Annotated in this window: 19 protein-coding genes; 15 read left to right on the forward strand and 4 right to left on the reverse strand. The window is 71.3% G+C overall.

Annotation, left to right across the window (positions count from 1 at the left end; genetic code table 11):
- Positions 1-33 precede the first annotated feature (33 nt).
- Together rpsI and glmM are read left to right on the forward strand one after the other, a co-directional pair.
- Positions 34-555: a 30S ribosomal protein S9 gene (gene rpsI / locus LGI35_RS26570; protein ID WP_100594864.1), complete on the forward strand. Its 522-nt coding sequence runs from the start codon at positions 34-36 to the stop codon at positions 553-555.
- A 189-nt stretch (positions 556-744) separates the two neighbouring features.
- Positions 745-2,103: a phosphoglucosamine mutase gene (gene glmM, locus LGI35_RS26575; RefSeq protein WP_227296787.1), complete on the forward strand. Its 1,359-nt coding sequence runs from the start codon at positions 745-747 to the stop codon at positions 2,101-2,103.
- Between the two features lie 16 nt (positions 2,104-2,119).
- On the opposite strand, the gene LGI35_RS26580 is transcribed toward glmM, so the two are convergent.
- The gene (locus LGI35_RS26580; RefSeq protein ID WP_227296788.1) at positions 2,120-3,070 is read right to left on the reverse strand and encodes a DUF389 domain-containing protein; all 951 of its coding nucleotides are present in this window, start codon (positions 3,068-3,070) and stop codon (positions 2,120-2,122) included.
- Positions 3,071-3,095: 25 nt separating this feature from the next.
- The gene (gene coaA, locus LGI35_RS26585) at positions 3,096-4,085 is read right to left on the reverse strand and encodes a type I pantothenate kinase (RefSeq protein WP_100594970.1); all 990 of its coding nucleotides are present in this window, start codon (positions 4,083-4,085) and stop codon (positions 3,096-3,098) included.
- A gap of 247 nt (positions 4,086-4,332) precedes the next feature.
- Between coaA and LGI35_RS26590 the strand changes: the two genes are divergently transcribed.
- The 8 genes from LGI35_RS26590 (at position 4,333) to LGI35_RS26625 (ending at position 12,132) form a co-directional block, all read left to right on the forward strand.
- Positions 4,333-4,566, forward strand: a complete 234-nt coding sequence (locus LGI35_RS26590; protein ID WP_116511024.1) for a hypothetical protein — start codon at positions 4,333-4,335, stop codon at positions 4,564-4,566.
- A 23-nt stretch (positions 4,567-4,589) separates the two neighbouring features.
- A complete protein-coding gene (gene glmS, locus LGI35_RS26595) occupies positions 4,590-6,449 on the forward strand; it encodes a glutamine--fructose-6-phosphate transaminase (isomerizing) (RefSeq protein ID WP_227296789.1) in 1,860 nt (619 codons plus the stop codon).
- Positions 6,450-6,479: 30 nt separating this feature from the next.
- Positions 6,480-6,848 (forward strand): holo-ACP synthase, encoded by a 369-nt coding sequence (locus LGI35_RS26600; protein WP_227296790.1) that lies wholly within the window; start codon positions 6,480-6,482, stop codon positions 6,846-6,848.
- Positions 6,849-6,953: 105 nt separating this feature from the next.
- Positions 6,954-8,399 (forward strand): NAD(P)H-hydrate dehydratase, encoded by a 1,446-nt coding sequence (locus tag LGI35_RS26605; RefSeq protein WP_227296791.1) that lies wholly within the window; start codon positions 6,954-6,956, stop codon positions 8,397-8,399.
- Between the two features lie 536 nt (positions 8,400-8,935).
- Entirely contained in the window at positions 8,936-10,099 is a 1,164-nt protein-coding gene (gene alr, locus LGI35_RS26610; RefSeq protein WP_227296792.1) for an alanine racemase, read from the forward strand.
- On the forward strand, positions 10,092-11,297 hold the full coding sequence (locus tag LGI35_RS26615) for an alpha/beta fold hydrolase (protein ID WP_227296793.1): 1,206 nt from the start codon (positions 10,092-10,094) through the stop codon (positions 11,295-11,297). Before alr ends, LGI35_RS26615 begins: the two co-directional genes overlap by 8 nt.
- The gene (gene tsaE, locus LGI35_RS26620) at positions 11,269-11,784 is read left to right on the forward strand and encodes a tRNA (adenosine(37)-N6)-threonylcarbamoyltransferase complex ATPase subunit type 1 TsaE (protein WP_227296794.1); all 516 of its coding nucleotides are present in this window, start codon (positions 11,269-11,271) and stop codon (positions 11,782-11,784) included. Before LGI35_RS26615 ends, tsaE begins: the two co-directional genes overlap by 29 nt.
- Positions 11,785-11,919: 135 nt before the next feature.
- Positions 11,920-12,132 (forward strand): hypothetical protein, encoded by a 213-nt coding sequence (locus LGI35_RS26625; protein ID WP_227296795.1) that lies wholly within the window; start codon positions 11,920-11,922, stop codon positions 12,130-12,132.
- A 32-nt stretch (positions 12,133-12,164) separates the two neighbouring features.
- On the opposite strand, the gene LGI35_RS26630 is transcribed toward LGI35_RS26625, so the two are convergent.
- Positions 12,165-12,719 (reverse strand): hypothetical protein, encoded by a 555-nt coding sequence (locus tag LGI35_RS26630; RefSeq protein ID WP_227296796.1) that lies wholly within the window; start codon positions 12,717-12,719, stop codon positions 12,165-12,167.
- 108 nt (positions 12,720-12,827) lie between these two features.
- On the opposite strand from LGI35_RS26630, the gene tsaB reads away from it, so the two are divergent.
- From tsaB to LGI35_RS26655, 5 genes are all read left to right on the forward strand, one after another.
- Entirely contained in the window at positions 12,828-13,481 is a 654-nt protein-coding gene (gene tsaB / locus LGI35_RS26635) for a tRNA (adenosine(37)-N6)-threonylcarbamoyltransferase complex dimerization subunit type 1 TsaB (RefSeq protein WP_227296797.1), read from the forward strand.
- A 17-nt stretch (positions 13,482-13,498) separates the two neighbouring features.
- Positions 13,499-14,002, forward strand: coding sequence for a ribosomal protein S18-alanine N-acetyltransferase (rimI, locus tag LGI35_RS26640; RefSeq protein ID WP_227300514.1), 504 nt, complete (start codon positions 13,499-13,501; stop codon positions 14,000-14,002).
- Positions 13,995-15,092 (forward strand): tRNA (adenosine(37)-N6)-threonylcarbamoyltransferase complex transferase subunit TsaD, encoded by a 1,098-nt coding sequence (tsaD, locus tag LGI35_RS26645; RefSeq protein ID WP_227296798.1) that lies wholly within the window; start codon positions 13,995-13,997, stop codon positions 15,090-15,092. Before rimI ends, tsaD begins: the two co-directional genes overlap by 8 nt.
- A complete protein-coding gene (locus LGI35_RS26650) occupies positions 15,089-15,346 on the forward strand; it encodes a hypothetical protein (protein ID WP_227296799.1) in 258 nt (85 codons plus the stop codon). Before tsaD ends, LGI35_RS26650 begins: the two co-directional genes overlap by 4 nt.
- Positions 15,347-15,476: 130 nt before the next feature.
- Positions 15,477-16,463 (forward strand): LCP family protein, encoded by a 987-nt coding sequence (locus LGI35_RS26655; protein ID WP_227300515.1) that lies wholly within the window; start codon positions 15,477-15,479, stop codon positions 16,461-16,463.
- Positions 16,464-16,467: 4 nt separating this feature from the next.
- Here LGI35_RS26655 and LGI35_RS26660 read toward each other — a convergent pair whose 3' ends face one another.
- The gene (locus LGI35_RS26660) at positions 16,468-17,052 is read right to left on the reverse strand and encodes a class I SAM-dependent methyltransferase (protein ID WP_227296800.1); all 585 of its coding nucleotides are present in this window, start codon (positions 17,050-17,052) and stop codon (positions 16,468-16,470) included.
- Between the last annotated feature and the right edge of the window lie 118 nt (positions 17,053-17,170).

Genomic DNA, 17,170 nt, shown 5'->3' on the forward strand with positions numbered 1-17,170 from the left:
CCCCCAAAGACAGAAAAGAATCTGAGGAGAATCGTGGCCGAGACCACCGTTGAGCAGCCGGTCGAAGAGACCGAGATTGTCGACGTCGAGCAGTACACCACCGAGTCCGAGGTCCCCGTCGAGGGCGAGTACACCTCGGAGTCGAACGCGGCGCGCTTCGGCGACCCGCAGCCGGCCGCCGGCCTGGGCCGTCGCAAGAACGCCATCGCGCGCGTTCGCATCGTGCCCGGCACCGGCAAGTGGAAGGTCAACGGGCGTACGCTCGAGGACTACTTCCCGAACAAGGTCCACCAGCAGGAAGTCAACGAGCCCTTCAAGGTGCTCGAGCTCGACAACCGCTACGACGTCATCGCCCGCATCTCGGGTGGCGGCGTCTCCGGTCAGGCCGGTGCGCTCCGTCTCGGTGTCGCCCGTGCGCTGAACGAGGCCGACGTCGACAACAACCGCGGCGCCCTCAAGAAGGCCGGTTACCTCAAGCGTGACGACCGTGCGGTCGAGCGCAAGAAGGCCGGTCTCAAAAAGGCCCGTAAGGCCCCGCAGTACAGCAAGCGCTAAATCGCTGCTGCTTGTTCGTTTCGTTCGCCCCGGCGGCACGCTGTGTGCCGCCGGGGCGTTCGTATATGGCGGCCCTGGGCGTATTTCGGCACAAGGTGCTCATAATAACGACACAAGGTGCTCATAAGTTTGCATGCTCGGATGATTTCCGACGCTTCTTCGAGAATTGCGAAAGTTCGGAGGACACCAGTGGGACGACTGTTCGGCACGGACGGCGTACGAGGTGTCGCCAACGCGGATCTGACGGCCGAGCTCGCGCTCGGACTCTCCGTGGCGGCGGCTCATGTGCTCGGCGAGGCGGGGACGTTCGAGGGGCACCGCCCGGTGGCCGTGGTCGGTCGTGACCCGCGGGCTTCGGGCGAGTTCCTGGAGGCCGCGGTCGTCGCCGGTCTGGCGAGCGCGGGCGTCGACGTCCTGCGGGTCGGCGTGCTGCCCACCCCCGCGGTGGCGCATCTCACCGGCGCGCTGGGCGCCGACCTCGGCGTGATGCTGTCCGCCAGCCACAACGCGATGCCGGACAACGGCATCAAGTTCTTCGCGCGCGGCGGCCACAAGCTCGCCGACGAGCTGGAGGACCGTATCGAGCAGGTCTACGAGCAGCACCGCACCGGTGCGCCGTGGGACCGCCCGACCGGTGCCGGCGTCGGCCGCGTCAACTCGTACGACGCGGGTGCCGACCAGTACGTCGCCCACCTCATCGGTGTGCTGCCCAACCGCCTCGACGGCCTGCGGATCGTCCTGGACGAGGCGCACGGCGCGGCGGCGCGGGTCTCGCCCGAGGCGTTCACGCGGGCCGGTGCCCAGATCGTCACGATCGGCGCCGACCCGGACGGTCTGAACATCAACGACGGCTGCGGCTCCACCCACCTCGACCTGCTGAAGGCCGCCGTCGTCGAGCACGGCGCCGACCTCGGCATCGCGCACGACGGTGACGCCGACCGCTGCCTGGCCGTCGACCACACGGGCGCCGAGATCGACGGGGACCAGATCCTCGCCGTGCTCGCCCTGTCGATGCGGGAGCACGGCGCCCTGCGCCAGGACACCGTTGTCGCGACCGTCATGTCGAACCTCGGCTTCAAGCTGGCCATGGAGCGCGAGGGCATCGAGTTCGTGGCGACCGCCGTCGGTGACCGGTACGTCCTGGAGTCGATGAAGGAGCACGGGTACGCGCTCGGCGGCGAGCAGTCCGGGCACGTGATCATCCTCGACCACGCGACGACCGGCGACGGCACGCTCACGGGTCTGCTGCTCGCGGCCCGCGTCGCCCAGACCGGCCGCACCCTCCAGGACCTCGCCTCCGTCATGGAGCGCCTGCCGCAGGTCCTGGTCAACGTGCGCGACGTCGACAAGTCCCGCGTCACGACGTCCGCCGAACTGGCCGCCGCCGTCACCGACGCCGAGCGTGAGCTGGGTGCGACGGGCCGGGTGCTGCTGCGTTCGTCCGGCACGGAGCCGCTGGTCCGCGTCATGGTCGAGGCCGCCGACATCGAGCAGGCCCGCTCGATCGCCGGCCGCCTCGCCGATGTCGTCAAGTCCACCCTGGGCTAAGGAAGTTCACACTGCGTCAGGCCGATTCGGGCGCAGGAGCGGCACGCTTGCGCTGTGTCGCCCAGAACCACTTCTGGGCGAGCAGCGTGAGCGTGCCGGCCAGGACGATGCCGCCGAGGTTCGCGAGGAGCTGGGCGGTCGAGCCCCATGTCTGGGCGTAGTCGCTGTACGCGAACGCCACCGCCGCGTTCGCCGCCGCCGGGACCGTCGTCACCGAGATGGCGACACCGATCAGGGCGCCCGACTTCGCCGACGTGAGGGACAGCGTCCCGGCGATGCCCGCGAGGAACGCCACGACGAACGACATCCAGTCCGGCTTCCAGATGAACGACGTGTTCGGCCGGTCCCCCTCGATCATCGAGCGCGTGAACAGGCCGAACGTGTCCAGCAGCCAGCTGAACCCGGCCGTCAGCAGCATCGCGGCGGCGAATCCCGCGAGCAGCGCCCACAGCGAGCGCCACACCAGGCGCGGGGCGCGCTGCACCAGTGCCGTGGAGATCCCGGCGAGCGGCCCGAACTCGGGGCCGACGGCCATCGCGCCGACGATCAGGATCGCGTTGTCCAGCATCACACCGCAGGCCGCGAGCATCGTCGCGACGGCCAGGAACGCCACGTAGGTGACGTTGAGCGTGGACTCCTCGTGCGTCGCGTCCGTCAGCGCTTCCCACAGGACCGCGTCCGCACCCTCGCCCGGCGCCTCGTCCTCCGCCCGGTCGGCCAGCCTCGACAGCGACAGGTCGATGTTCTCGACCGCGATCGAGCCCGTCGTGTCGATGTGGAGGCCGCGCAGCCCGCTGATCAGCTCGTCGCCGGCCTCCCGCGCGACATCGCACATCACGACGTCGCCCTTGGGGTCGCGGGCCGCGCCGGGCACCACCACGAGATGGGTGGTGCCGACGGTCCTCCCGATCAGGCGGGCCACCGCGTCGGTCTTGTCGGCCGGGGTGATCAGTCGCAGGTGCAGCATGCGGGAAGCGTAGCTTTCCGGCGTTCTACAGCTTCCGCAGGCTCAGCCGCTGCACCTTGTGGTCGGGGCCCTTGCGCACGACGAGCGTCGCGCGGCCGCGCGTGGGCGCCACATTCTCCAGCAGGTTCGGCTTGTTGATGGTCCGCCAGGTCGTGCGCGCGTAGTCGAGCGCCTCCTCCTCGGAGACCTGCGTGTACTTGCGGAAGTACGAGGACGGGTTCTGGAAGGCCGTCTGGCGGAGCTTCTTGAACCGGTTGAGGTACCAGCTCTCGATGTCCTCGGCGCGCGCGTCCACGTACACGCTGAAGTCGAAGTAGTCGGCGAGGCCGACGCGGGTGCGGCCGTCCTTGCCGGGCATGGCCGGCTGGAGCACGTTCAGGCCCTCGACGATGAGGATGTCGGGGCGGCGGACCGTGAGCTTCTGGCCGGGCACGATGTCGTAGATGAGGTGGGAGTAGACGGGTGCCGACACCTCGTCCTTGCCCGCCTTGATGTCGGCGACGAAGCGGGTCAGGGCGCGGCGGTCGTACGACTCGGGGAAGCCCTTGCGCGACATCAGGCCGCGCCGCTCCAGCTCCTTCGTCGGCAGCAGGAAGCCGTCCGTGGTGACGAGCTCTACGCGCGGGTGCTCGGGCCAGCGGGACAGCAGCGCCTGGAGGAGGCGGGCGACGGTCGACTTGCCCACCGCCACCGAACCGGCGACCCCTATGACGAAGGGCGTGCCCGACTGGGACGCCTTCTCCACGGTCTCGCCGAGGAAGGTGTTGAGGGCGCCGCGCAGGGTGTCGGTGGCGCCGACGTAGAGGTTGAGGAGGCGCGAGAGCGGGAGGTAGATGTCCCGGACCTCGTCCAGGTCGATGACATCGCCGAGGCCGCGCAGTTTCTCCAGCTCATCGGCGGTGAGGGGGAGCGGCGTCTTGTTGCGCAGCGCGCTCCACTCGGTGCGGGTGAGGTCGACGTAGGGAGTCGCCTCCGGCTTGTGCCGGTGGGCGCTCCGGGGTGCCGTCGGGGGCACGGAGACCGAAGAGATCACAGTCCATTGTTACGGCTGTGTGGACGGGGTGGGGGGTGGGGTGCGTCACCTTGGGGTCGGCGGGGTGCGTCGGAGTGGGGTTTTCGTGCGCGGTTCGTGCCTGATACGTGGCTGATGCGTGCTCGATTCCGGGGTTTCTGCGGTCACAGGTCTGGACCGGGCGGGGGAACGGGGATACGTTCCCGGCACCCGGCGCCGAGCCGCGCCGTCCGGGTGGGAGGGAACCGTCATGGCCGTGCCCCGTTTGCGTGACCTCGTCCGGCGCAGACCCGGACCCGTCGAGGACGACTTCGCCGGGCACGTGCGCAGCGAGCTCGCCCTCGACCTGCCCGACGAGGACCTGCGCGACGATCTCGACGACTGTCTCGACCTCTACGAGATGGGCAGCAAGCCGCGCTGCGAGGAAGTGGAGTATCTGCGTCTCCTCGAGGACGCGCGGGACCGGATCGTCTGGGGCTGCTGACCGCGCGGCCTTAGGCTGCCGCTATGTGCGGAATCGTGGGATACGTCGGATCTCAGTCGGCGCTCGACGTCGTGCTCGCCGGACTGAAGAGGCTCGAATACCGGGGATATGACTCGGCCGGGGTCGCGGTGCTCGCCGACGGCGGCCTCGCCTCGGCCAGGAAGGCGGGCAAGCTCGCCAACCTGGAGAAGGAGCTCGTGGAGCGGCCGCTGCCGGCCGGGGCCACGGGCATCGGCCACACCCGCTGGGCCACCCACGGCGGCCCGACCGATGTGAACGCGCATCCGCACCTCGACAACGCCGGCCGCGTCGCCGTGGTCCACAACGGCATCATCGAGAACTTCGCCGAGCTGCGCGCCGAGCTCGCCGAGCGCGGGCACGTCCTGGAGTCCGAGACCGACACCGAGGTCGTCGCGCATCTGCTCGCCGAGGAGTTCTCCGTGTGCGATGGCCTCGCCGAGGCCATGCGGCTCGTCTGCCGGCGCCTCGAAGGGGCGTTCACGCTGGTCGCCGTACACGCCGACGAGCCCGACGTCGTCGTGGGCGCCCGGCGCAACTCGCCTCTCGTCGTCGGTGTGGGGGAGGACGAGGCGTTCCTCGCCTCCGACGTCGCCGCCTTCATCGCCCATACGCGCTCCGCGATCGAACTTGGCCAGGACCAGGTCGTCGAGCTGCGGCGGGACGGCGTACGGGACGGGGTGACCGTCACCGACTTCGACGGGCGGCCCGCCGAGGTGCGGTCGTACCACGTCGACTGGGACGCCTCCGCCGCCGAGAAGGGCGGCTACGACTACTTCATGCTCAAGGAGATCGCCGAGCAGCCGAAGGCGGTCGCCGACACGCTGCTCGGGCGCATCGGCGTCGACGGAGCCCTGACGCTCGACGAACTCCGTATCCCCGCGGCCGTGTTGAAGGAAGTCGACAAGGTCGTGATCGTGGCGTGCGGGACCGCGTTCCACGCCGGTCTCATCGCCAAGTACGCCATCGAGCACTGGACCCGGATCCCGTGCGAGGTGGAGCTCGCGAGTGAGTTCCGGTACCGGGATCCCATTCTCGGCGGACGCTCGCTCGTCATCGCCATCTCGCAGTCGGGCGAGACCATGGACACGCTGATGGCGCTGCGGCACGCCCGTGACCAGGGTGCGACCGTCCTCGCCATCTGCAACACGAACGGGTCGACCATTCCCCGCGAGTCCGACGCCGTTCTCTACACGCATGCCGGGCCCGAGGTCGCCGTCGCCTCCACCAAGGCGTTCCTCACGCAGCTCGTGGCCTGCTATCTCGTGGCCCTGTACCTGGGGCAGGTGCGCGGCACGAAGTGGGGGGACGAGATCCGCGCGGTGATCCGGGACCTCGCCGACATCTCCGGCGAGGTCGAGCGCGTGCTGGAGACCATGGAGCCCGTGCGGGAGCTGGCCCGGTCGCTCTCCGACAAGCGGACCGTGCTCTTCCTGGGGCGGCACGTGGGCTATCCCGTCGCCCTCGAAGGCGCCCTGAAGCTCAAGGAGCTCGCCTATATGCACGCGGAGGGCTTCGCCGCCGGTGAACTCAAGCACGGGCCCATCGCGTTGATCGAGGACGACGTGCCCGTCGTGGTCGTCGTGCCGTCGCCCAAGGGGCGGTCCGTCCTCCACGACAAGATCGTGTCCAACATCCAGGAGATCCGGGCCCGCGGGGCGCGCACCATCGTGATCGCCGAGGAGGGGGACGAGGCGGTCGTCCCGTACGCCGACCATCTCGTACGGATCCCTGCCACCCCTACGCTCCTTCAGCCGCTGGTTGCGGCGGTGCCGTTGCAGGTGTTTGCTTGCGAGCTGGCCACGGCCCGGGGGAACGAGGTCGACCAGCCTCGCAACCTCGCCAAGTCCGTGACGGTGGAGTGAGGCGCCGGATCTGATTACTAGGGGCTGGATTTGATTATTGGGGTCGGGATCGACGTCGCCGAGATCGAGCGGTTCGAGGCGTCGCTGGCGCGTACGCCCGGAATGGCCGAACGGCTCTTCGTCGATCGGGAGTTGCTGCTTCCCAGCGGGGAGCGGCGTGGCGTCGCCTCCCTGGCCGCGCGGTTCGCGGCCAAGGAGGCGCTGGCCAAGGCGCTGGGGGCGCCGGCCGGGTTGCGGTGGACCGATGCGGAGGTCTGTGTCGAGGAGAGTGGGCAGCCGCGGCTCCGGGTCACCGGGACCGTTGCTGCGCGTGCCGCGGAGATGGGTGTGCGCTCCTGGCATGTGTCGCTCAGCCATGACGCCGGGGTCGCGTCGGCGGTTGTGATCGCTGAGGGGTAGGGGTTCAGGAGCAGGGGCTGAGGGGTGGGGGGTGGGGGCGGCTCAGGCGTAAGGGCCGGCTTCGGCCACGGGCGCGGTGCTTCTCCGTGCGGGAGACTCGGTCCTATGCGTACCGCCTACAGCGTCGACACCGTACGGACCGCCGAGCGTGCCCTCATGGCGCGGCTTCCCGAAGGCGCCCTGATGCAGCGGGCCGCCGCCGGGCTCGCCGTCGTCTGCGCCGAGCTCCTCGGCAAGGTGTACGGGGCCCGGGTCGTGCTCCTCGTCGGGTCCGGGGACAACGGGGGTGACGCCCTCTACGCCGGCGCCCGGCTCGCCCGCCGTGGCGCCGGGGTTGCCGCCGTGCTCCTGGACCCCGGGCGGGTGCACCGTGCCGGGCTTGCCGCGTTCCTCTCCGCCGGGGGGCGCGTCGCCGACTCCGGCGAGCGCGCTCTTGCCGGCGCCGATCTCGTCGTCGACGGGATCGTGGGCATCGGGGGGCGGGGTGGGCTGCGCGCGGCTGCCCTGCCCGTTGTCCGTGCTGCCTCGGCGTCCCGTGCCGTCGTCGTCTCCGTGGATCTGCCCAGTGGCGTCGACGCCGATACCGGGCAGGTCGCCGGGGAGGCCGTCCGCGCCGATGTGACCGTCACCTTCGGTGCGTACAAGCCCGGGCTTCTCGTCGATCCCGGGCGGGAGTACGCCGGTGCCGTCCGGCTCGTCGACATCGGGCTCGAACTGGGACGTGGGGCGGGGGAGTTGGAGGCCCTTCAGCACGGTGACGTGGCGGGGCTGCTGCCCGAACCCACCGGAGAGAGCGACAAGTACCGGCGTGGTGTCGTGGGCATCGTCGCCGGGTCCGCCCGGTATCCCGGTGCCGCCGTGCTTGCCGTCGCCGGGGCTCTGCGGGGTGGGGCCGGAGCCGTTCGGTACGTCGGGCCTGCGGCCGGCGCCGTCGTCTCGCGGTTCCCCGAGACCTTGGTGTCCGAGGGCGCACCCGGGAAGGCGGGGCGGGTGCAGGCGTGGGTGGCCGGGCCCGGACTGGGTGACGACGCCTCCGGGCTCGCGGACGTCCTGGGTGCCGAGGTGCCCGTCCTGATCGACGCCGACGGGCTGCGGCTCGCCGATCCTGAGGCCGTTCGGGGGCGGGTCGCGCCTACGTTGCTCACGCCTCATGCGGGGGAGGCCGCCGCGTTGTTGGGAGCTGCCCGGGAGGAGGTGGAGGCGGAGCGGCTCGCCGCTGTGCGGGAGTTGGCCGACCGGTTCTCCGCCACGGTGCTCTTGAAGGGGTCCACCACCTTGGTCGCCGGGGGGCGGGGGGAGGGGGTGGGGCGTTCGGCTCGGGTCAATTCCACGGGTACCGCCTGGCTGGCCACCGCGGGGAGTGGTGACGTGTTGTCCGGGCTCTGCGGGTCGCTGCTCGCTGCGGGGCTTGGAGCGCTCGATGCCGGGTCTGTGGGGGCCTACCTGCATGGGCTTGCTGCTCGGCGTGTGTCTGGTGGGGCGCCCGTGGTTGCACAGGATGTGGCTGAGGGGATTGCCGGGGCCTGGGGGGATGTTCGGCGCGGGGTGTAGGGCGCGGGGTGTACGGCGTGGGGGGCTTGGGCTTGGGCTTGGGCTTGGGCTTGGGCCTGGGCCTGGGCCTCGGTTTGGGCTTGGGGCGGTGGGTTCTGCTTCGCCGTCGGGTGCCCCTCGCCGTCTTTGGGGCGGGGCCGCCCCGGGATGTACGTGCTCGCTGTTCTATGGGCCCGACCCTGCCGGTCGATCGCCCGTGACGGGGTGGAGGTGGCTCCGCGCGCGCATCCCGGTATGTCCCCTCCTGTTGTCGTGCGGCTGCCGGGCCGTGGGGGATTCCCCCTCCCGTCTGTTGTGGTTGTGCGGCTGTCGGATGGTGGGGGATTTGTTCTCTGGTCCGGGTGGTTGTGCGGCTGTCGGGTGGTGGAGGTTTGTCCTCCCGTGTGGGTGGTTGTGTTGCTGTCGGGTGGTGGAGGTTCGTCCTCTGGCCTGGGCGGTTGTGCCGCTGCCGGGTTGGTGAATTGGGTCGGTGTGGGTGGTTTGGGGGGTGGTGGTCACGTGGGGGTGTCGGAGGGCTCTGAGACACTGGGCGCACGATGACTGAGAGAGCACCTGCCGTGGGCCGTGCCCGGGCCGAGATCGATCTGGCCGCTCTGCGCGCCAATGTGCGATCCCTGCGCGATCGTGCGCCAGGGGCCGCCTTCATGGCTGTGGTCAAGGCTGATGCCTACGGCCACGGCATGATCCCCTGCGCGCGCGCCGCGCGGGAGGCCGGTGCCACCTGGGTCGGTACGGCCACACCCGAGGAGGCTCTCGCGGTGCGTGCCGCGGGGATCGAGGGGCGCGTCATGTGCTGGCTCTGGACGCCCGGCGGGCCCTGGCGCGAGGGCATCGAGGCCGACCTCGACATGTCCGTGAGCGGCATGTGGGCTTTGGACGAGGTCGTCGCCGCCGCTCGGGTGGTGGGGCGTCCCGCTCGTATTCAGTTGAAGGCCGATACGGGGCTCGGGCGTAACGGGTGTCTGCCGGGTGACTGGCCCGAGCTCGTGCGTTCCGCTGTTGCCGCGGAGCGCGAGGGGCTTGTCGTCGTTTCCGGGCTCTGGTCCCACTTCGCCTGTGCCGATGAGCCGGGGCATCCGTCGATCGCCGCTCAGTTGGAGCGTTTTCGCGAGATGGTCTCCTTCGCGGAGGGGGCCGGGGTTCGGCCCGAGGTTCGGCACATCGCCAATTCGCCGGGAACCCTGACCCTGCCCGAGACCCATTTCGATCTGGTGCGGCCAGGCATCGCCATGTACGGGATCTCGCCCAGCCCCGAGATCGGCACGCCCGAGGACTTCGGGCTGCGGCCCGTCATGACCCTGTCCGCCTCGCTCGCCCTGGTGAAGCACGCCCCGGGCGGGCTCGGCGTCAGTTACGGGCATCACTACGTCACCCCGGGCGAGACCACTCTGGGGCTCGTGCCTCTCGGGTACGGGGACGGGATTCCCCGGCATGCCTCGGGGACCGGGCCCGTACTCATCGGGGGCAAGCTGCGTACCGTCGCCGGGCGCGTCGCCATGGACCAGTTCGTCGTCGATCTCGGCGGCGACGAGCTGGCGGCCGGGGACGAGGCCGTGCTGTTCGGGCCCGGCGACCGGGGCGAGCCGACCGCCGAGGACTGGGCGCAGGCCGCCGGCACCATCGCGTACGAGATCGTCACCCGGATCGGGGCGCGTGTTCCGCGCGTCTATGTGGACGACGGAGGAGCGGCACGTGAGTGAGAGCAGCGCCGAGGTCACGGCGGCCGTCGCGAGCTGGCGGCGGGCCGGGCTCGCAGGCGCCGCGATAGGTGTCGTCGCGGCCGGCGCCGCCGCCGGTGTCGCCGTGGAGCGCCTCACCGTCGGCCGCGGCATGCGCAGGAAGGCGCGGCTCGCGCTGGATGCCTCCGGCCCCTACGGGGCCCTGCGCGGCACCCCCGGCAGGGCCTGTGCCGAGGACGGCACCGAGCTCTACTACGAGGTCGAGGAAGTGGAGACCGAGGGCGGTGCCGGCCCTCGCAGGCGTCGTCTTTTCGGCCGTAAGTCCCCCGCGCCGGTCACCGTGGTCTTCAGCCACGGGTACTGCCTCAACCAGGACTCCTGGCATTTCCAGCGCGCCGCCCTGCGGGGCGTGGTGCGCTCCGTCTACTGGGACCAGCGCAGCCATGGACGGTCCGCGCGCGGGGTCGAGCAGGCCGAGGGCGGGCCCGACGTCACCATCGACCAGCTCGGACGCGATCTGAAGGCCGTCATCGACGCCGCCGCCCCCGAAGGGCCGCTGGTCCTCGTCGGGCACTCCATGGGCGGCATGACCGTGATGGCGTTCGCCGAGCAGTTTCCCGAGGTCGTGGCCGAGCGCGTCGTCGGCGTCGCCCTCGTCGGGACCTCCTCCGGCAAGCTCGGCGAGGTCAGCTACGGGCTGCCCGCGGTCGGCGTCAACGCCGTCCGGCGCGTGCTCCCCGCCGTCCTGAAGGTCCTGGGCCAGCGTGCCGACCTCGTGGAGAAGGGGCGCCGTGCGACCGCCGATCTGTTCGCCGGCATCATCAAGCGCTACTCGTTCGCCTCACGTGACGTCGATCCCGCCGTCGCCCGCTTCGCCGAGCGCATGATCGAGAGCACGCCGATCGACGTCGTCGCCGAGTTCTACCCCGCCTTCCAGGAGCACGAGAAGACCGAGGCCATCGAGCGGTTCGCGCAGCTGCCGGTCCTCGTACTGGCCGGCGACCAGGATCTCGTCACCCCCAGTGAGCACAGCGAGGCCATCGCCGGGCTGCTTCCCGACGCCGAGCTGGTGCTCGTGCCCGACGCCGGGCACCTGGTGATGCTGGAGCACCCCGAGGCCGTCACCGACCGGCTGGCGGACCTCCTCTCACGCACGGGAGCCGTGCCCGCAGGCGCTACCGTGGGAAGTTATGGAGACACCGCACAGCCCGGCAGCTGACGCCGCCACCGCCTCGATCACCGTCAACTCGCCCACCCATATGGGGGATTTGGGCCGCCGCCTCGCCAAGCTGCTGCGCCCGGGCGACCTCGTCATGCTCACCGGCGAGCTGGGCGCGGGCAAGACCACGCTGACCCGCGGGCTCGGCGAGGGCCTCGGTGTGCGGGGCGCCGTGACCTCTCCGACCTTCGTCATCGCCCGCGTCCACCCGCCCCTCGGCGACGGGCCCGCCCTGGTGCACGTGGACGCGTACCGGCTCGGCGGCGGGCTCGACGAGATGGAGGACCTCGACCTCGACGTCTCGCTGCCCGACTCCGTGATCGTCGTCGAGTGGGGCGACGGCAAGGTCGAGGACCTCGCCGACGACCGGCTCCATGTGGTGATCCACCGCGCCACGGGCGACACGGACGACGAGGTGCGCTCCGTGACGCTGAGTGGCCTCGGGGCGCGCTGGGCCGGCGCCGGCCTGGAGGCTCTGGCCGCCTGACTCTCGTACCTTCACCCGAACGTTCCGACATGGCGTCGGCAAAATGTTGCGCGGCGTGCGCTCGGCATGGTCACATGGAGGCCAGTCCTGGTTAGGTGTACCTAACTTTGCTGCCCCGGAGCCCAGGAGGCATCCATGTCGGCTTCAGAACGTGACGTGCCGCAGCAGCCCCGCGAGACGCCGGGGCACGGGGACATGTCCGGGATCGCCGCCTCGGGGCTGTCCATGAGCGATCTGCTCGCGTCCTGTGCCGCCGCCTCGGCCGTCTCCACTCCGCCTGCCGTCGAGGAGGGGGAGGGCGCCGCCGCAGGTGCCTGTGCCGGCGAGGAGCGTCGCGACGCCGCGTGAGGGTTTTTGTGCCGCGCGTCGGATGACCGGTTCTACTCGACCACGACGATCTTCTTGCCGATCGTCGCGAACTCCCACATCGCGTTGCCGTCCGCCCGCTTCTCGCGGATGCCGCCCGTCTTCTTGGCCGGGTCCGCCTGGGGCATCGAGCCGTCGACCGCCGCGCTGAAGCCGATCGTGATGCCGCCGACATTCGCGAACCGCACCACGTGCTCGATCGGGACGCCGTCGCTGCCGGTGATCGAAGCCGAGCGGGACGTCACCACGTACTTGCCGGCCGGCGGGTCCACCGTGCTCGGCGTCACCGTGAAGGTGCGCTGCGTCTTGCCGCCCTCCGCGATCAGCCACACCCGGTCGTCGTCCACGGAGTAGACGACCCGCTCACCGGTGCCGGACCGTGCGGGTACCGCCGTCAGGTCCTTCTTGTCCTTGGGGGAGTGGGAGGCAGCCGTGGAGGGGGTCCTGTCGGCCTTCGGCGGGGCCAGGCTGTCCGGCGCGCTGGCCGACGCCTGGTAGGTGAGGAAGCCGACCACGGCGAGCGCCGCCGCGGTGAGCCCGGCCACGAATCCCGAGCTGCTCCGTGCCACCTGTGTGCCCACCTCTCGTGCCCGTACGTCTTTGTGGTGACGGTAGCAGCAGGCGTGCGGCTCACCGGGGCGGCCGTGGACGGGGCGCCGGAGCCGTAGGCTGTTTGCGTGCTGTTGCTCGCGCTGGATACCGCCACCCCCGCCGTCACCGTCGCCCTGCACGACGGTTCGTCCGTCGTCGCCGCATCGAGCCAGGTGGACGCCCGTCGGCACGGGGAGCTGCTGCTGCCCGCCGTCGACCGGGTGCTCGCCGAGGCCGGCGTCCGACTCGACGCCGTCACCGGCATCGTCGTCGGCGTGGGCCCCGGCCCCTACACCGGCCTCCGCGTCGGCCTGATGACCGCCGACACCTTCGGGCTCGCCCTCGGCGTGCCCGTCCACGGTCTGTGCACGCTGGACGGGCTCGCCTACGCCGCCGAGGTGGACGGCCCCTTCGTCGTCGCCACGGACGCGCGGCGCAAGGAGGTCTACTGGGCGCGCTACGAGGACGCGCGCACCCGCGTCACCGAGCCCGCCGTCGACCGCCCCGCCGACATCGCCGAGCAGGTCGCGGGCCTTCCCGCGGTCGGCGCCGGTGCCGTGCTGTACCCGGACACGTTCCCGGACGCGCGCGCGCCCGAGAACGTGTCGGCGGCCGCCCTCGCCGCCCTCGCCGCCGAGAAGCTCGGCGCCGGCGAGGAGCTCCGGGCACCGCGCCCCCTGTATCTGCGCCGGCCCGACGCGCAGGTGCCCAAGAACTACAAGGTGGTCACTCCGAAGTGAGCGCTGTGCTGCGCGAGATGCGCTGGTGGGACATCGACTCCGTACACGCGCTCGAGAAGGATCTCTTCCCGGACGACGCGTGGTCCCGCGGCATGTTCTGGTCCGAGCTCGCGCACGCGCGCGGCGCCGGGTCGACCCGCCGTTATGTCGTCGCCCACGACGGCGACCGTCTCGTCGGGTACGCGGGCCTCGCCGCGTCCGGCACGGACTACGAAGGCGGCTCCGGCGTGGGAGCCGACGTGCAGACCATCGCCGTCGTCCGTGACCAGTGGGGCACCGGGCTCGGCGCCCGGCTCCTCACCGTCCTGCTGCGCCACGCGACCGACCTGGAGTGCTCCGAGGTGACGCTCGAGGTGCGGGTCGACAACACCCGGGCGCAGAAGCTCTACCAGCGCTTCGGCTTCGAGCCCATCGGGTTCCGCCGCGGCTACTACCAGCCGGGCAACGTGGACGCGCTCGTGATGCGTCTGACCGACCCCTCGACCTCAGTGACACCCGTACAAGGAACCGAAAATGGCTGACGAACCGCTCGTCCTCGGCATCGAGACCTCCTGCGACGAGACCGGTGTCGGCATCGTCCGCGGCCACACGCTGCTCGCCGACGCGGTCGCCTCCAGCGTCGACGAGCACGCCCGCTTCGGCGGTGTCGTCCCCGAGGTCGCCTCGCGCGCACACCTGGAAGCCATGGTGCCGACCATCGAGCGCGCCCTGAAGGACGCCGGGGTCGCCGCCTCCGACCTGGACGGGATCTCCGTCACCGCGGGCCCGGGGCTCGCGGGCGCGCTCCTCGTGGGCGTCTCGGCGGCCAAGGCGTACGCGTACGCGCTCGGCAAGCCGCTCTACGGCGTGAACCACCTCGCCTCGCACATCTGCGTCGACCAGCTGGAGCACGGGCCGCTGCCCGAGCCCACGATGGCGCTGCTCGTCTCGGGCGGGCACTCGTCGCTGCTGCTCTCCTCCGACATCACGTCCGACGTGCGCCCTCTCGGCGCGACCATCGACGACGCGGCGGGCGAGGCCTTCGACAAGATCGCCCGGGTGCTGAACCTCGGCTTTCCCGGCGGTCCCGTCATCGACCGGTACGCGAAGGAGGGCGACCCCACCGCGATCACCTTCCCGCGCGGGCTCACCGGGCCGCGCGACCCCGCGTACGACTTCTCCTTCTCCGGGCTGAAGACGTCCGTGGCGCGCTGGATCGAGGCGAAGCGGGCCGCCGGTGAGGACGTTCCGGTGCGGGATGTGTCGGCGTCCTTCCAGGAGGCCGTCGTCGACGTGCTGACCCGCAAGGCCGTGCGCGCCTGCAAGGACGAGGGTGTCGACCACCTCATGATCGGCGGCGGTGTGGCCGCCAACTCGCGGCTGCGGGCCCTCGCCCAGGAGCGGTGCGAGGCGGCCGGGATCCGGCTGCGCGTGCCGCGGCCCAAGCTGTGCACGGACAACGGCGCGATGGTCGCGGCCCTCGGCGCCGAGATGGTGGCGCGCAACCGGTCCGCGTCCGCCTGGGACCTGTCGGCCGACTCGTCGCTGCCGGTGACGGAGACGCACGTGCCGGGGCACACGCACGACCACGACCATGTGCACGAGGCGGCGAAGGACAACCTGTACTCATGACCGTCGCGTTGATGTGGGAGGCCCGGGCGGCCGAGGGGCGGGGCGAGGAGCTGCTCGCCTGGGCGCGGGGTCAGGTCCTCGCGGCCGAGCCGCTGCGGCGTGAGTTCTTCCGTGCCCCGCAGGACCGGGTCCTCGTCATCACCTGGTGGGACGCGGCCTACGACGCCGTGCTGCCCGAACTGCCGGATCCGGAGGGCGAGTTGGTGACCCGGACGGTGCATCGGTGGCGGTTCGAGGCGGTCGCTCCCGCCTGAGGCGGCATCGCCCCGGGGTGTGAGAACCGTCTGAGATTCCCGAATAACGGCGTCCAACTGGTTTACCGTTGTAATAATTCCGACTTATGTTCGCCCTGTGAAGCGAATACAGCGCCGTCGTGGGCGTTTGGTGAAGACGGCCGGTGTCGTGGCCGGTTGCGTGCTCGTCCTCACCGGGGGCGGGGCCGCATGGGCGTACTGGCATCTGGACCACAATGTCCGGGGCGTCGACATCGACAGCGCGCTCGGCGACGACCGGCCCCCGAAGCCGGCCCCGGCCACGCCGGAGCCCTCGGCGACCGCGCCGCCCGCAGGGGCGCTGAACATCCTCGTCCTCGGCTCCGACTCGCGCAGCGGCAGCAAGAACTCCGCGCTCGGCGGCGGCCACAGCGAGGGCGCACGCTCCGACACCGCGATGGTGGTGCACCTGGACGCCGGCCGTTCGGCGGCGACCGTCGTCAGCATCCCCCGCGACACCCTCGTCGAGCGGCCCGCGTGTCCGACCTCGTCCGGCGGCAGCACGCAGGCCGCGTACGGCGCCATGTTCAACAGCGCGTACTCCGTGGGCGGTCCCGTCTGTGCCGTGAAGACGGTCGAGAAGCTCACCGGCGTGCGCATGGACCACTATCTGGAGATCGACTTCTCCGGCTTCGCCTCGGTCGTCGACGCGCTCGGCGGCGTGGACCTCACGACGACCGAGGACATCGACGACGACCTGAGCCACCTCCAGCTCGACGCGGGCTACCACCACCTCGACGGCAAGCAGGCCCTCGCCTTCGCCCGCACCCGCCACGGCGTCGGCGACGGCAGCGACCTCGGTCGCATCAAACTCCAGCAGCAACTGGTGAAGGCCCTGGTGGAGAAGGTCTCGGGCAGCGACCTCCTGACGGACCCGGCCCGCCTCTACAAGGTCGCCGACGCCCTCACGGGGAGCCTCACCACGGACACCGGCCTCGACTCCCTCGGTGAACTCCAGGGCCTGGCGGGCAGCTTGAAGGGGCTGTCGGCGGACGAGGTGAAGACGGTCATGATGCCGGTGCTCCCGGCGCCGTCCGACCCCAACCGTGTCGTCGCCGACGAGCCGGAGGCCGGGAAACTGTGGGCCTCACTGCGGTGACGCGTCAGGCGTCGTACGTCAGCAGGTAGCGCCAGAAGAGGAGTTGGCGCACCTGACTGCCGGGGAGGAGCCGGTCGGCTTCCGCGCGGATGTCGGCGAGCGTCATGTCGGGCCGGCGCACCGGGGGCTTGAGGGGTGGCGCCGCGGCGCCGCGCAGCCGGTCGGCCACGTGGACCGCGGCGCGGGCCGCCGCGTTCGCCGGGACGGCCACGAGGTCGCGGGGCGTCACGCCCGCGTGGCAGCCGAGGACCAGCAGCGCGCCGCCGGGAGCGAGGGCCGCGCGCAGCCGCGTCACCGTCGCGAACGGCATGTGGTGCAGGCTCGCCAGGCAGGTGATGACGTCGTAGTGCCCCTCGGGCAGATGCGTCGCCGTCACGTCCGCCCGCCGGAAGCGCGGCCCGCCGCCCATGGCCTCCGCCTCGGCGATGACCTCTGCCGACGGGTCGAGCGCGTCGACCTCGTAACCCCGGCCGGCCAGGCGCCGTGCGAAGCGGCCGGTGCCGCAGCCGATGTCGAGGGCGGTACGGCCGCCCTTCGGCAGGTGGCGCAGGAGGAGCCGGTGGTAGTGGTCGTTGTGGTCGAAAGGCATGGGGCGTGATGGTGGCAGGGGGGCGGTAAGGGGCGGGTGAGGGCGGCCTCGGGGGCGGGGGACGGGCGGCGTGGGGAAGGGTCGGAAAACTTTCCTCAGAAATTTCTGCCCGCGTGTC

The sequence above is a fragment of the Streptomyces longhuiensis genome (assembly GCF_020616555.1).
Taxonomy (GTDB): Bacteria; Actinomycetota; Actinomycetes; order Streptomycetales; family Streptomycetaceae; genus Streptomyces; species Streptomyces longhuiensis.

Excerpts from the sequence above, each read along its gene's own strand:
- LGI35_RS26580 (WP_227296788.1), bottom strand. The coding sequence starts at position 3,070 with ATGCTGCACCTGCGACTGATCACCCCGGCCGACAAGACCGACGCGGTG.
- alr (WP_227296792.1), top strand. The coding sequence starts at position 8,936 with ATGACTGAGAGAGCACCTGCCGTGGGCCGTGCCCGGGCCGAGATCGAT.
- LGI35_RS26625 (WP_227296795.1), top strand. The coding sequence starts at position 11,920 with ATGTCGGCTTCAGAACGTGACGTGCCGCAGCAGCCCCGCGAGACGCCG.
- LGI35_RS26660 (WP_227296800.1), bottom strand. The coding sequence starts at position 17,052 with ATGCCTTTCGACCACAACGACCACTACCACCGGCTCCTCCTGCGCCAC.
- tsaD (WP_227296798.1), top strand. The coding sequence starts at position 13,995 with ATGGCTGACGAACCGCTCGTCCTCGGCATCGAGACCTCCTGCGACGAG.
- glmS (WP_227296789.1), top strand. The coding sequence starts at position 4,590 with ATGTGCGGAATCGTGGGATACGTCGGATCTCAGTCGGCGCTCGACGTC.
- LGI35_RS26650 (WP_227296799.1), top strand. The coding sequence starts at position 15,089 with ATGACCGTCGCGTTGATGTGGGAGGCCCGGGCGGCCGAGGGGCGGGGC.
- tsaE (WP_227296794.1), top strand. The coding sequence starts at position 11,269 with ATGGAGACACCGCACAGCCCGGCAGCTGACGCCGCCACCGCCTCGATC.
- LGI35_RS26590 (WP_116511024.1), top strand. The coding sequence starts at position 4,333 with ATGGCCGTGCCCCGTTTGCGTGACCTCGTCCGGCGCAGACCCGGACCC.
- LGI35_RS26605 (WP_227296791.1), top strand. The coding sequence starts at position 6,954 with ATGCGTACCGCCTACAGCGTCGACACCGTACGGACCGCCGAGCGTGCC.
- rimI (WP_227300514.1), top strand. The coding sequence starts at position 13,499 with ATGCGCTGGTGGGACATCGACTCCGTACACGCGCTCGAGAAGGATCTC.